At 66.6% G+C, this 12,536-nt stretch carries 14 protein-coding genes and 1 riboswitch; of the genes, 9 read left to right on the forward strand and 5 right to left on the reverse strand.

The window, feature by feature from the left end:
• The first annotated feature begins 183 nt into the window (after window positions 1-183).
• Genes panC through ACTIL2_RS10470 form a run of 4 tightly spaced genes read left to right on the forward strand, consistent with a single transcriptional unit; the run spans window position 184 to window position 2,428 of the window.
• Entirely contained in the window at window positions 184-1,092 is a 909-nt protein-coding gene (gene panC / locus ACTIL2_RS10455) for a pantoate--beta-alanine ligase (protein ID WP_442337411.1), read from the forward strand.
• A gap of 10 nt (window positions 1,093-1,102) precedes the next feature.
• Window positions 1,103-1,516 (forward strand): aspartate 1-decarboxylase, encoded by a 414-nt coding sequence (panD, locus tag ACTIL2_RS10460; protein ID WP_442337412.1) that lies wholly within the window; start codon window positions 1,103-1,105, stop codon window positions 1,514-1,516.
• A gap of 14 nt (window positions 1,517-1,530) precedes the next feature.
• On the forward strand, window positions 1,531-1,827 hold the full coding sequence (locus ACTIL2_RS10465) for a DUF503 domain-containing protein (protein WP_442337413.1): 297 nt from the start codon (window positions 1,531-1,533) through the stop codon (window positions 1,825-1,827).
• A 28-nt stretch (window positions 1,828-1,855) separates the two neighbouring features.
• Window positions 1,856-2,428, forward strand: a complete 573-nt coding sequence (locus ACTIL2_RS10470) for a GNAT family N-acetyltransferase (protein ID WP_442337414.1) — start codon at window positions 1,856-1,858, stop codon at window positions 2,426-2,428.
• On the opposite strand, the gene ACTIL2_RS10475 is transcribed toward ACTIL2_RS10470, so the two are convergent.
• The gene (locus tag ACTIL2_RS10475) at window positions 2,385-3,062 is read right to left on the reverse strand and encodes a PIG-L deacetylase family protein (protein ID WP_442337415.1); all 678 of its coding nucleotides are present in this window, start codon (window positions 3,060-3,062) and stop codon (window positions 2,385-2,387) included. The two genes, ACTIL2_RS10470 and ACTIL2_RS10475, sit on opposite strands and share 44 nt — an antisense overlap.
• Window positions 3,063-3,369: 307 nt before the next feature.
• Window positions 3,370-4,437: an IS110 family transposase gene (locus ACTIL2_RS10480; RefSeq protein ID WP_442337416.1), complete on the reverse strand. Its 1,068-nt coding sequence runs from the start codon at window positions 4,435-4,437 to the stop codon at window positions 3,370-3,372.
• A 528-nt stretch (window positions 4,438-4,965) separates the two neighbouring features.
• On the opposite strand from ACTIL2_RS10480, the gene ACTIL2_RS10485 reads away from it, so the two are divergent.
• Window positions 4,966-5,448, forward strand: a complete 483-nt coding sequence (locus tag ACTIL2_RS10485) for an RrF2 family transcriptional regulator (protein WP_442337417.1) — start codon at window positions 4,966-4,968, stop codon at window positions 5,446-5,448.
• A 14-nt stretch (window positions 5,449-5,462) separates the two neighbouring features.
• Entirely contained in the window at window positions 5,463-6,674 is a 1,212-nt protein-coding gene (locus tag ACTIL2_RS10490) for a globin domain-containing protein (protein ID WP_442337418.1), read from the forward strand.
• Between the two features lie 51 nt (window positions 6,675-6,725).
• On the opposite strand, the gene ACTIL2_RS10495 is transcribed toward ACTIL2_RS10490, so the two are convergent.
• Window positions 6,726-7,622 (reverse strand): MerR family transcriptional regulator, encoded by an 897-nt coding sequence (locus tag ACTIL2_RS10495; RefSeq protein ID WP_442337419.1) that lies wholly within the window; start codon window positions 7,620-7,622, stop codon window positions 6,726-6,728.
• An 11-nt stretch (window positions 7,623-7,633) separates the two neighbouring features.
• Window positions 7,634-8,230, reverse strand: coding sequence for a HEAT repeat domain-containing protein (locus ACTIL2_RS10500; RefSeq protein WP_442337420.1), 597 nt, complete (start codon window positions 8,228-8,230; stop codon window positions 7,634-7,636).
• Window positions 8,231-8,319: 89 nt separating this feature from the next.
• Window positions 8,320-8,462: riboswitch (SAM riboswitch) on the forward strand.
• A gap of 12 nt (window positions 8,463-8,474) precedes the next feature.
• On the opposite strand from ACTIL2_RS10500, the gene ACTIL2_RS10505 reads away from it, so the two are divergent.
• Both ACTIL2_RS10505 and ACTIL2_RS10510 read left to right on the forward strand, forming a co-directional pair.
• Window positions 8,475-8,822, forward strand: coding sequence for a hypothetical protein (locus tag ACTIL2_RS10505; protein ID WP_442337421.1), 348 nt, complete (start codon window positions 8,475-8,477; stop codon window positions 8,820-8,822).
• Between the two features lie 130 nt (window positions 8,823-8,952).
• Window positions 8,953-9,195: a hypothetical protein gene (locus ACTIL2_RS10510; RefSeq protein ID WP_442337422.1), complete on the forward strand. Its 243-nt coding sequence runs from the start codon at window positions 8,953-8,955 to the stop codon at window positions 9,193-9,195.
• 106 nt (window positions 9,196-9,301) lie between these two features.
• Here ACTIL2_RS10510 and ACTIL2_RS10515 read toward each other — a convergent pair whose 3' ends face one another.
• Window positions 9,302-10,612 (reverse strand): YkvI family membrane protein, encoded by a 1,311-nt coding sequence (locus ACTIL2_RS10515; protein ID WP_442337423.1) that lies wholly within the window; start codon window positions 10,610-10,612, stop codon window positions 9,302-9,304.
• A 155-nt stretch (window positions 10,613-10,767) separates the two neighbouring features.
• On the opposite strand from ACTIL2_RS10515, the gene lysS reads away from it, so the two are divergent.
• Window positions 10,768-12,387: a lysine--tRNA ligase gene (lysS, locus tag ACTIL2_RS10520; RefSeq protein WP_442337424.1), complete on the forward strand. Its 1,620-nt coding sequence runs from the start codon at window positions 10,768-10,770 to the stop codon at window positions 12,385-12,387.
• Window positions 12,388-12,536: the final 149 nt, after the last annotated feature.

A 12,536-nucleotide genomic window follows, 5' to 3' on the forward strand; every position in this document is an offset into this window, starting at 1 on the left:
ACCCTGTCACCGGAATTGTTCTACGCCCGTGCACGCAACGGGGCCCTGACAGGGCCTGAGCGTGCACGGGCGTAGAACTATCTCCCGTCTGCGCCTGTGGCCAGCCACCTCGGCTAGGGATCTGGAGGGCAGGGGACTACCCTGTCTACACGGTTGTTGCAGTCTCACACGAAGGAGTTGCCGGTGAGTTTCACCCCGGGGCAGGCCACCGTTTACACCGAGATCGAGAAGATCGGTGAACTCACCCGCGCGATGCGCAAGGCGGGACGTCCCGTTGTGCTCGTCCCCACCATGGGCGCGCTGCACGAGGGGCATCTGGCGCTGGTGCGCGCCGCCCAGCAGCTGCCGGGGGCGCTGGTGGTGGTCTCCGTCTTCGTCAATCCGCTGCAGTTCGGCGAGGGCGAGGACCTGGACGCCTACCCGCGCACCCTCGACGACGACGTGGCGAAGCTCCGTGCCGCCGGGGTGGACGCCGTGTTCGCCCCGACCGCCCGCGAGATGTACCCCAGCGGTCCCCGCACCACGGTGAACCCGGGGCCGACCGGGGCGGTCCTGGAGGGGGAGCGGCGTCCCACCCACTTCGCCGGGGTGCTTACCGTGGTCTCGAAACTGTTCCGGATCACCCACTGCAACCACGCCTTCTTCGGGGAGAAGGACTACCAGCAGCTCGTCCTGATCCAGCAGATGGTCACCGACCTGAACCTGGATGTCGCCGTCCACGGGGTGCCGGTCGTGCGCGAGGCGGACGGGCTGGCGAAGTCCTCGCGCAACGTCTACCTCTCCGAGGATGAGCGGGAACTGGCGCTGACCCTGTCGGCGGCGCTGCTCGCCGGGGCACACGTCGCCGAGCAGGGCGCGGATGCCGTGCTGGAGACCGCCCGCGGGGTGCTCGCCGGAGGGGAGGGCATCGAGGTCGACTACCTTGAGCTCCGTGGCCTGGACCTGGACGAGGCGCCGGAGGTCGGGGATGCCCGGCTGCTGATCGCGGCGCGGGTCGGACAGACGCGGCTGATCGACAACGTCGGGCTTCCGGTGGGGATCGGCTTCCGGAATATCGACGAGAACTCCTCATTGACCTCCACTGCGGGGTAGGGTCGCTTACGTGATTCGCACCATGATGAAGTCCAAGATCCATCGGGCGACCGTCACGCAGGCCGACCTGCACTACGTGGGTTCCTGCACCATCGACGCCGACCTGATGGAGGCCGCTGACCTGCTCGAGGGGGAGCAGATCGACATCGTCGACGTCGACAACGGCTCCCGCCTGACGACCTACGCCATCACCGGCGAGCGGGGCTCCGGCATGATCTCGATCAACGGCGCCGCCGCCCACCTGGTCCACCCCGGTGACCTGGTGATCATCATCAGCTACGCCCAGTACGATTCCGAGGAGCTCAGGGACTACAACCCGCGGGTGGTGTTCGTGGACGGGAGGAACAGGCAGGTCACCCTGAGCGCCGATCCCGCGGATGTGCCGGTCGGGTCGGGTCTGTTGAATCCCCGGATCCCGGGGTAGAGTCTGATCCCCATATGTGGATCGGAACCCTTGAACTCGATTTCCTCCTCGGCGACGTGCGCTCCCTCAAGCAGAAGCGCTCGGTGGCACGTCCCCTGATCGCCGACATCCGCCGTCGGTTCGACGTCTCCGTTGCGGAGGTGGACAGCCGTGACCTGCACCGTCGACTGGGGGTCGGGGTGTCGGTGGTCAGTGCGGACCGGGAGCACGTGGTGGAGGTCGTCGAGGCTGTTGAACGGCTCGCCGCCGCCCGCCCCGAAGTGGAGCTGCTGTCCGCCCGGCCACGGTACTTCTCCTCGGAGGACCTGTAGGTCCCGCCGACGGGTAATCTCTGACACCATGACCGACAACGAGCCGATGAGCTGGCCCCTGCCGTCCGCCGACATCGTCGGCGAGTTGCAGGACGGTACCCCGCTGCGGCTCCGGGCCCCCGTGAACACCGACATCCCGGCGCTGGTGCGGTCCAGCAGGGACGAGGGGTCGCGCCGGTTCACGCACCTGCCGGACGGTTACAGCCGCAGGGACGCCGAGGATTTCCTCCGCGCGATGCGCATGTCGCCCCTCGCGATGCTGTGGATCGTGGACGACCCGTTCACGCCGGGGGAGTTCGGCGGCACGCTGGAGGTCCGCCTGGTCGACCGCGAGGCCCGGTGTGTGGAGCTCGGCTACACCACCGCACCGCACCTGCGCGGTCGTCGGGTGATGACCTCTGTGGTGCGGACGGTCGCGGAGTTCCTCTTCGACTACCGGGCGCACCGGGTGCAGATCCGGGCGAACCCGGAGAATGCCGCGTCCTGCGCGGTCGCGCGCAATGCGGGCTTCCGGCACGAGGGCACGGCGCGGGACGCCGAGATCCTGCGCGGCGTGTTCAATGACCTGGACACCTTCGCGAAACTGCCGGGGGACGGGTAACGGCGGAAGCTACATGTCGTAGCTCCTGAACTCCACGGCATGGTCGACGCCGGCGCCGGCACCTGTCTCCCGGGTGGTGGAGAGAATCATCTCCCTCGGTTCCGGGTGGTCGGGCAGCGCGGACAGGTACTCCCGGTGCTGTTCCAGGGAGGAGATGCCCCTTCTCCACCGGTTCCCCCGTCACGTCGACGGCGTGGGTCGGCGAACCGGACCCGAACACGAGCAGGCGTGACGCCTGCCAGCGGTCCAGCGTGTTCCCCCGGTCATCGGCCAGATCCGGGAACACCCACCGATTGCCGGCGTCGCGGACGGCGTCGAGTGTGGCCAGGCCCGCCACCCGGTGGTCGGCCTGGTTCAGTCCCCACGGCATTCCTTCGGACCAGTCCATGGTCACCACCACCGTGGGCCGGACGCTGCGGATCACGCCAGCGATGGACTCCCGCATCTCCAGGGAGTACTCGAGTACCCCGTCGGGAAACCCCAGGATGCGCAGGTCCCCGACCCCGACCTGCGCGCAGGCCTGTTGCTGCTCGCTGGCGCGGATGCGGGCGGTGTCCGCGGGCTCCGTGCCGTCGATCCCCGCTTCGCCGGAGGTCAGCAGGAGGTAGGTGGTGTGATTCCCTGCGCTGTCCACCGGGCGACCGCTGAGGAGGCGCCGTACTCGAGATCGTCCGGATGTGCGACCACGCACAACACGCGGTCACCGGCATCAAGTTCCAGAAGTGGCAGGTTGCTCATGGTTCTCACCGTCGCATACGTGGATTGTGAGGTTGGGATCCAGCCTACGGGGGCGTCGCCCGGTGCCGCCAGGCGTGCCAACCGTGACCACCAGCAAATCCGCCACCACCTGGAACGTAGCTTTCGCACCCACCGGCATTCGGAATCCGGAAAACACCAGGTCACTTTTCTGCGGTCCGCGCTCACGGATCCTTCTATGTCTGTCAAGCCGCGAGTGGTACCGGTTCTGCGGCGCTGAGTATCCGGTAGACCTTTCGGGCGAGGTAGCGTTTCACACACCGGCGGATCTCCTTGGTGGTGCGTCCCTCAGCCCGGCGTTTAGCGACGTAGGCCCTGGTTTCCGCGTCATAGGTCATTCGGTTCAGCGCGACCATGTGCAACGCCCGGTTCAGCCGACGGTCACCGCCACGGTTGAGCCGGTGGCGCACGGTCTTGCCCGACGACGCCGGGATCGGGTTGACCCCGGCCAACGCGGCGAACGCGGCTTCCGAACGGATTCGGCCGTGATGCGACCACGCGGTCAAACAGATCGCCACACTGACGGGCCCGAACCCTCTCTGGCGTAGCAACGGTGCCGCCTCGCTGACCGTGATCAACTCGGTGAGCTGGGCTTTATTTCCGGCCAGCTGCTCATCGAGTGCGATGATCCGGGTAGCCAGGCGCACCGCCTCGGCCCGGGCGGCGGCCGCGACGAGGTCCTCGTTGCGCACCCGCCAGCGGGATATCTCGCTGATCTGGGCGCCGGTCAACCCCCGGCGGGCATCGATGCCCAGATCGTGGGTGCGCAGCAACGCGGTCAGCGCGTTGACCTCGCGGGTGTGCTCGCCGGTCATCGCATCGCGTGCACTGACCAACACGCGCAGTGCCGCCCGGACCCCGTCGTGGGCCCGGGGTGTGCGCAGCAACCCCTCGTCGATCGGCAGGGCGGCAACCGCGATGCGTTGGGCATCGAGGGTGTCGGACTTGCCGGTGCCGTGGGTGAGGTGGCGGCCCAGTTGCGGGGCCTCGGCGACCTGGAAGCCTGCGGAGCTCACCGCCGCGGTCAGCAGGGCACCGTAGGACGCGGCGCCTTCAACGACCCAGAGGATCTCGTCGGTGTTGTCGGTGCGGCGGGTCACCCAGTTCATCGCACGGTGGATGCCTGCGTGGCTGGTGGGGAAGGCTCTCGTGTCGATGATCTCGCCGGTGGCGGTGGTGATGGCGTAGACGTGGTTTTGGGCGTGGGTGTCGACGCCGACGACAAATCGGCGCGTATGCGCAATAGTGGACATTGCGGTTGTTCCTTGCAGTTGACTGTGTGGTTCGGCCGTGGTCGGCCGGTACCGTGTCCGGGGTGAGTCACTTCGGGACAACACTGTGATGAGTCACGCCCCGCATTGTGGTGGGGTGGACAACCTTCTGATCAAGTCTCCGCAAGTGGGCCGGGTAGGTGCCGGTCGGCCACCCCTACTTACGCTTCGATCGGGCAAATCCAGACCAAGGCACCCGGTGGGGGCCAGTGCGAAAGTGGGCCACGATCGCAGGGGGATGGTACGGCCAATATCTACTCTGCCAGCCAGTCCCAGACCGGCCACCCCCAACACTCACAGTGCGAAAGTTGCTCCGGGTACCGTCGCCCTGCCTGTCGGAGCGGAAGGCCAGTGGGAACCGACAATGTGACGGAGATCAATAATGCTCGCGGGACTACGGGCCTGCCGCCGGTCAGTCGATGATGAAGGTACCCTGACCTGCGATGACCCCTATCATTTATGGGGTATTTCGGATGTACCTTTTCCTAATGTGCGTCTAGCGTGGGGTCCATGCACCTCACCAAGTTCGCGGACCTGAGCTTGCGGTCGCTGATGATCCTCGGCGACACCGGGACCGCCGGCGCCACCGACCCCGCGGAACGCCGCACTGTCGGTGAACTCGCCGTCCAGACCAATGCGCCAGCCTCACACATCAAGAAGGTCGTCGCACGGCTGGCGGCTCTCGGCGTCCTCGGATCCGTCCGGGGTAGAAGCGGTGGGGTGTATCTCGCCGAAGGGGCGAGAGAGTCGGACATCGGCGTCCTGCTGCGCGAGCTCGAGGGCCGCGGCGAGGTCGTCGACTGTCACGGCGACAACCCCTGCCCACTTGCCCCGCGCGATTGTGCACTACGCCATCTACTCGCCCAGGCGCAGGAGAGCTTCTTCGCCACTTTCGACGGTGTGACCCTCGGGGAACTGATAGACCGCACGGCTCCGGCACCGTCCGGACCCGTGTCCGTCGGCATGCCGCGCACCACATCCCATCCGCACTGAAAAGGACCCCACTGATGTTCACGACTGACGCACCCCTGCGCGAATCCACCCGCACCGCGCACCTCACCGCCGAGCACGAGGAGACGATCAAGGCCACGCTTCCGGTGGTGGGTGCCCACATCGAGGAGATCGCCCGCGCATTCTACGGCCGCATGTTCGTCGCGCACCCTGAACTGCTCCGCGACACCTTCAACCGGGGCAACCAGCGCACCGGCGGACAGCAGAAGGCGCTCGCGGCGTCCGTGGCGACCTTCGCCACTATGCTTGTCGACCCGGATGGACCGGATCCGGTTGAGATGCTGTCGCGGATCGCGCACAAGCACGTCTCCCTCGGCATCACCGCCGACCAGTACGACATCGTCCACGAGCACCTGTTCGCAGCGATCGGGGAGATTCTCGGAGAAGCGGTGACCCCGGAGGTCGCCGAGGCGTGGGACGAGGTCTACTGGCTGATGGCGAATGTCCTGATCGGGGAGGAGAACACCCTCTACGCCACCGCCGAGGTGGAGCCCGGCGATGTGTTCCGCAACGCGGTGCTGGTCACGCGCCGCGTCCTGTCCGGGGCTGTCTCCGAGCTGACCTTCGACGTGCCGGACGCACCGGGTGCCTTCACTGCGACGAAGCCCGGGCAGTACACCTCGATCGGTGTGCTGATGGAGGACGGTGCCCGCCAGTTGCGCCAGTACTCGCTGGTCAACTGGGACGATGCCGGGTTCACCATTGCCGTGCAACGCGACGGCGAGGTCTCTGCGGCACTGCTGGACAGGCTCGCTGTCGGTGACCGGGTGGATGCCACGCTGCCCGCGGGTGACCTGGTGCTCACCGATGATGACACAACCCCGGTGGTGCTGGTCAGTTCGGGCATTGGTTCGACCCCGATGACCGGCATGCTCGCGGCTCTGGTCGCTGGTGCCGGTACCCGCGATGTCACGGTCATTCACTCAGACACCTCGGAGGCGGACTACGCCCAGCGCGAGGTCACCAGGGGCCTGCTGGATGCTCTGGCGTCGCAGGGGTCGACCGTGCGGCGACACCGCAGCTACACGGGTGAGGGAAAGAGAATTCACCTCGCAGAGCTGGAGATTCCGGCTGGTGCGCACTGGTACCTGTGTGGTGGCAACGGTTTCCTGCAGGACGTCCGTAGCCAGCTCGCTGAGCTTCCCTCGTTGCAGCCGACCGGCGTTCACTTCGAGCTGTTCAGTCCGAACGACTGGCTGCTTGGCTGAGGTAGCGGGCGGTTCCGGCGACCGTGGGGTCCGGGTCGCTGACCAGTCCGTTCAGGACGTTCCCCGCGTCGTCTCCGGGAACCTCACCGAGTGCCTGGACGAGGCGGAGGCGGGACGCGGCGTCGTGCACAGTCCCGAGCCTTTCCTCCAGTTCAGCCACGATGCCCGATGAATCCGCCAGGAGTTCGGCGGCTCCACATCATGGTCGCCGTCGGTGATCATCCCGATCAGCCTGTCGCGCAGATCGTGGTCGATGATCCCGCGCCGGGCGAGGGCCAGTGCGGCCGTTGACGCGACCCCGGGGGCCGCGTCCTGCAGGAAACTCCGGAGCCCGTCGGTGGCGTCGTCGCCGGCGATGTCGCCCAGAGCCTCGATGATGCGCAGGTCAGTGGTGGAATCACCCTCGAACGACAGGAGGGCCGGTACCGCGTCCTCCCCGGCCCTGACCACGGACCACCGTAAGGTCGCGGCGGCGTTGACGTCCTCCTCCTCCAGGTAGGACTCCACGAGTGCCGCGGTCGCCTGTCCGGCCTCCGACTGCAGTGCGGCGGCCTGGCGTTGCCGGGACGATCCACTGCGGAGCGTGGTCAGCAGCGACGTCACCTGCAGGACGTCCTCCCAGCTGTCGGGGCCGGAGCCGCCGATGTCCTCCAGACGGGTCAGGAGGTCCTGTTCGGCAATGACGCGCTGACGGGTCTCCTCCTGCAGCCTCGTGAGGACGGCGGCGGCATCCAGGGCGGGGTCGTCGAGGGCGGCACGGACTTCGCCCAGGCTCATGCCGAGGGTACGCAGGGCCTCCACCTTCATCAGACGTCCGATGTCGCCGTCGTCGTAGGAACGGTAGTCGGTGGAGGTGCGGTGCGACGGGCTGACCAGGCCGGTCCTGTCGTAGTGGCGGAGCATGCGCACGCTGACGCCCGAGAGCCGGGACACCTCGCCGATGAGCATGGTTCCTCAGACTAGTTCGGGGCCTGCTGCCGTGCCTCGTACTCGGCGGCATCAAAGCCCAGCCCCGGGTCGTCGAGAATCAGCAGGGTGGCACGGGCGTGGACGCCGCAATTCGCTTCGAGGGCGGGACGGCCGTATTCCCCGAGTTCCAGGAATGCCCGCGATAGACTGCGCCGGATCTCCCGGTCACCGCGGCCGAGTTGCCCCGTGAGCACGTCAGCGAGGCTGGCTTTCTCCTCGTCGGGTGCGAGGCCCGTGGCGGCGCGCCAGGCGGTCCGGGCAACCTCGGCGTCCTCGTCCTGCAGGTGCTCGATGATGTACGGGTAGGCGTCCGTGTCCCCGATTTTGGAGAGGGTGTGCAGTGCCTGTGACCTGGCCCGGTTGGCAGGGGAGTCCAGTTCCTGGAGCAGGAGCGGGACGACCCGCGCGGGGTCGTGCCGGGTCAGCGCCCAGGTGAGCATGTCGCGGACGAAGAAGTCCGGCTCCTCCCGGCACTGGGTGATGAGCTGGGTGAGGTCCCCCACCTGCGGATCCGTCCCGGCGGCGAGGCTGGCACGCATACGCACGCTGGCGTCCGGGCTGCTGAAGGCTGTGGTCAAACGGTTCATGCGTCCAGTCGATGCCCTGTCACCGTGTCAGGGTCAAGGAGAATCAAAAGTAGACAGCTCTGTCTGCTTTGTGTTAGTGTTGCCCCCACGATCAAGAAGTTCACCGCGCGGTGCCCACTCTAGGGCACCGCTGGGTCCCGGCCAAGGTGACTGGCAACCGTGACGTGTTCATCGGTGCCCCCGGAAAGAAGATCGGCCCTGTCGCACAGACGACGGCGGGGAAACCGCGAACACAAGGAGCATCATGCGGACAACGCACTGCACCCTGCATACTCCCGGGCATTCCGTCCACTACCTCCAGAACCGTCAGGTACTCGGGTTTGCCCGGCACTACCCGGGACGGCTTGTTGACGTCCACCTGACCGACATCGGCGCCGGGTGGTTCGAGATGCGGATCGGCGAGTACAACCGGCTCGGCTGGAACCACGACCATGACCTGGTCACCGACATCGCCCGGGACTCCGTCCTGGGGGACGTCCAGTACATTCCCGACTTCCATGCCCTGGTCCGCTGGGTCGGTGAGGGGGCAGGCACCGTGCTCTTCCCGTCCTGGGGCGAGGCCCGCAGGTGTGTGGAGGTGACCAATGTCTGACTCAATGAGTCCGTATGCGCCCACATGTCCCTCGAATGAACCGGGGCACGATGTCAATTGGAAGTGGGGGTTGAGGGTCGGCTGCCGGTACTTCCAGGAAGAGCCTGAGAAGTGCGTCCCGGTGCGGTTTGTGGACCTCGGTGATTGCTGGTTCGAGGTGGTCTTCGCCGGGGAGCGCCGACTGGGGTGGAACCACGACGCCGACCGGGTGTCGAGGATCGCGCGATGCGCGGTCGTTCTGTACGACCCGGAGAAGGATCTGCTGGGAGGATTCGGCCAACACGCGTACAAGGGCTCCGCCTACGGCACGGTGATGTTGATTCGTCCCTCCTGGGATGGAAAGCAGCCCTGCAGCAGGACCGCGGAAAGCTAGTCAGGATCCTGGCGGGGTGGTCGCCCCTCCGTGGCAGTTCCTCTGCTGCCCTGGGTAGCCGACCCGCATGGCGCACCTGGTCGCGCGGTAAGACCTCGATCCGCCCTCAAGCCTTCCTGGGGGAGTGCGACTCCGTGTGATCACGGGGATCAGGTGCGTCCCCGTCCCCGGAGTCCGGCGCGGAGGCGTCGTCTGATGGGGCATCCTGCTCTTCGTTCGTCACCTCATCGATGATCCGCGCCGTGAGTTCCTCCGAATCGGCCTCCGAGGCATCGAGCTCCCGCTTCAGCCGGCGCCGCTCCGCCGGCTTGAGTTTCCCCTTCAGCGTGCCTGTGCGGGTGGCTGCGCGCTTGATCAGTCCGCGGATGGTGTTGCGGTGCTCGTTCTCCGCGGTGAGCCGGGCACGGTAGGCGACGGCCCAGCCGATCATCACCACGAGCATGGCCATGCCGATCCAGCCGAGGATCGGGTAGACGAGGTTCAGCAGGGTGTCGAAGCCGACGAAACTCACCGCGTAGCCCGCGAGGCACAGGAGGAAGAACGCGTGGATCCGGCGGTTCGGTGCCTTCGCGGTGACGCGCGCGCTCATCGAGTAGAACATCGCCAGCGCGGTGCCGAAGATCATCGCCAGGATGACGGCGATCATGAGGTGGCCCATCACCGGGTGCATCGAGTCGAACAGGGCGAGGGTGGGGACGTCATTGCCGCTGACCGTGTCGATGTTCATGTACAGCGTGAAGACGGTCATGAACAGCAGGACGCTGAACAGCACGCCGCCGATCAGTCCGCCCTGACCGGCGAGCCGGAGATTGGTGTAGGTGCCGCCGACGACGAGGGACATCGACACTCCGAGCGCCAGGGCCATGCCGGTGTAGTTCGCGCCGGAGAGCCACCAGGGGGTGACCGGTGACTCGTCCTGCATGGCGAGGCTGTCGAGTGCGGCCGTGTCGCCCGGAAGGTTGAACAGCGTGTAGACGAAGCCGATGACCACGGCGATGATCAGCAGGGGGGTGAGCGCGCTGATGGTGTTCGTGATCTTGTGGACGTCCAGTAGTCCGGTCACCATGACCAGGCCGAGCATGACGGTTGATCCCACCCAGGCCGGCAGGTCGAAATGCTGCTCGATGTTGGCCCCGGCGCCGGCGAACATGACGAAGCCGATACAGAACAGGGTGAAGGTGATCGCGATATCGAGGAGCCGGGCGATGACCGGGGTGGCGATGCCCTGGAAGACCCTGTTGTGCTCCCGGGCCAGGAAGTAGCTGCCCAGTGCCAGGATCACCGGCCCGCCGACGACCATCAGTGCTCCGGAGACCAGTATCCCCCACAGACCTTCACTGCCGAAGGACGTGAAGTACTGGATGATCTCATTGCCCGTGGCGAAACCCGCACCAATCAGAACACCCAGGAAAGCCATCGATATTCTAATCTGTTCCTTCAATTCAACAATCACTTCCCGATAATTAAAAATTATGGATACGTCATGGAATCCTAACAGTAGGTGTCGGAGTGGTGTGCACCCCGTACCTCGCACGCAGGTGCCCCGCAGGCCATGCAGTAGGCTGGTGCACCGTGACTGACGCGAAGAACCCCTCCCAGAACCAGCAGGCGCCGGCCGCCGATGACGTCCCCGAGCAGGTCAAGGTCCGCCGCGGCAAGCGTGAGCGCCTGATCGCCGACGGGCTCGACCCCTACCCGGCGGAGGTTCCGCGTACCCATGCGCTGAAGGACATCGTCGCGTCCTACGCCGCCCTGCCCAAGGATGAGGATGAGGCGGCGGCCGTGGAACGCACCGACGGCGTCACCTACCTCGCCCCCGGTGAGGAGACGCAGGACGCCGTCGGTATCGCCGGACGCGTCATTTTCGTGCGCAACACCGGAAAGCTCGCCTTCGCGCGCATCCAGGACGGCGACGGCGCCCAGCTGCAGGCCATGCTCTCGCTCGCGGAGGTGGGGGAGGACGCACTGGCTGACTGGAAGGCGGTCGTCGACCTCGGTGACATCGTGTTCATCCACGGCCGGGTGGTCGCCTCGAAGCGCGGTGAACTCTCCGTCATGGCCGACTCCTGGTCCATGGCATCCAAGTCGCTGCGTCCCCTGCCGGTCGCGCACAAGGAGCTCAGCGAGGACACCCGTATCCGGCACCGCTACACCGACCTGATCATGCGTGAGCAGGCCCGCGAGAACGCCGTGACACGTATCAGGGTCATGCGTGCGCTGCGCCACGCACTGGAACGCCGCGACTTCCTGGAGATCGAGACGCCGATGCTGCAGACCCTGCACGGGGGTGCGGCGGCACGACCCTTCGAGACCCACTCCAACGCGCTGGACATCGACCTCTACCTGCGCATTGCCCCGGAGTTGTACCTGAAGCGTGCCGTGGTCGGTGGTATCGACAAGGTCTTCGAGGTCAACCGCAACTTCCGTAACGAGGGCGTGGACTCCTCGCACTCACCGGAGTTCGCGATGCTGGAGACCTACCAGGCCTACGGCACCTACGACACCGGCGCGACCCTGATCCGTGAGGTCATCCAGGAGATCGCGGTCGAGGTCTTCGGCTCGACCACGGTCACCCTCGTCGACGGCACCGAGTACGACTTCGGCGGCGAGTGGCGGACCATGGAGATGTACCCCTCCCTCAACGAGGCGTTGGACGCGAAGTTCCCGGGGCAGGACGTGGTCTCCGAGGTCACGGTGGATACCGGCGTCGAGGACCTCAGGAAGCTGGCCGGGGTCGTGGGCCTGTCGGTTCCGCCGAAGGGCGGCTGGGGCCACGGCAAGCTCGTCGAGGAGATCTGGGAGGTGCTCTGCGAGGACCAGCTCGACGGACCGGTGTTCGTCCGTGACTTCCCGGTGGAGACCTCGCCGCTGACCCGCCAGCACCGCACCAAGCGCGGGATCACCGAGAAGTGGGACCTGTACGTCCGCGGGTTCGAGTTGGCCACCGGCTACTCCGAGCTGATCGACCCGGTTGTGCAGCGTGAGCGCTTCGAGGACCAGGCCCGCCTGGCGGCCGGGGGCGATGAGGAGGCCATGGTGCTGGACGAGGACTTCCTCGCCGCGATGGAGCAGGGCATGCCCCCGACCTCCGGTAACGGCATGGGCATCGACCGTCTGCTGATGGCGCTGACCGGGCTGGGGATCCGCGAGACCGTCCTGTTCCCGATGGTGAAGCCGGAGCGCGACAGCTAGGGCGAGACCGGCACAGCGTCCAACTTTCGCACCCCGGGTGGCAGTCAATGATTGTCCACCTGGGGTTTTGCGTATTCGGGTGCGGTGGCGGGTGCGAAAGTTGCCCGGGACCGGGAACCGGCAGATCCGTGAAGAATGCTCCAGGGGGG

Origin of the sequence: Corynebacterium sp., assembly GCF_052107835.1 — a bacterium.
GTDB lineage: Bacteria > Actinomycetota > Actinomycetes > Mycobacteriales > Mycobacteriaceae > Corynebacterium.

Coding starts and splice junctions, on each gene's coding strand:
- ACTIL2_RS10495 (WP_442337419.1), bottom strand. CDS start 7,622: ATGCTCATCGGCGAGGTGTCCCGGCTCTCGGGCGTCAGCGTGCGCATG.
- ACTIL2_RS10500 (WP_442337420.1), bottom strand. CDS start 8,230: ATGAACCGTTTGACCACAGCCTTCAGCAGCCCGGACGCCAGCGTGCGT.
- ACTIL2_RS10480 (WP_442337416.1), bottom strand. CDS start 4,437: ATGTCCACTATTGCGCATACGCGCCGATTTGTCGTCGGCGTCGACACC.
- ACTIL2_RS10470 (WP_442337414.1), top strand. CDS start 1,856: ATGACCGACAACGAGCCGATGAGCTGGCCCCTGCCGTCCGCCGACATC.
- ACTIL2_RS10485 (WP_442337417.1), top strand. CDS start 4,966: ATGCACCTCACCAAGTTCGCGGACCTGAGCTTGCGGTCGCTGATGATC.
- ACTIL2_RS10490 (WP_442337418.1), top strand. CDS start 5,463: ATGTTCACGACTGACGCACCCCTGCGCGAATCCACCCGCACCGCGCAC.
- ACTIL2_RS10505 (WP_442337421.1), top strand. CDS start 8,475: ATGCGGACAACGCACTGCACCCTGCATACTCCCGGGCATTCCGTCCAC.
- ACTIL2_RS10465 (WP_442337413.1), top strand. CDS start 1,531: ATGTGGATCGGAACCCTTGAACTCGATTTCCTCCTCGGCGACGTGCGC.
- ACTIL2_RS10515 (WP_442337423.1), bottom strand. CDS start 10,612: ATGGCTTTCCTGGGTGTTCTGATTGGTGCGGGTTTCGCCACGGGCAAT.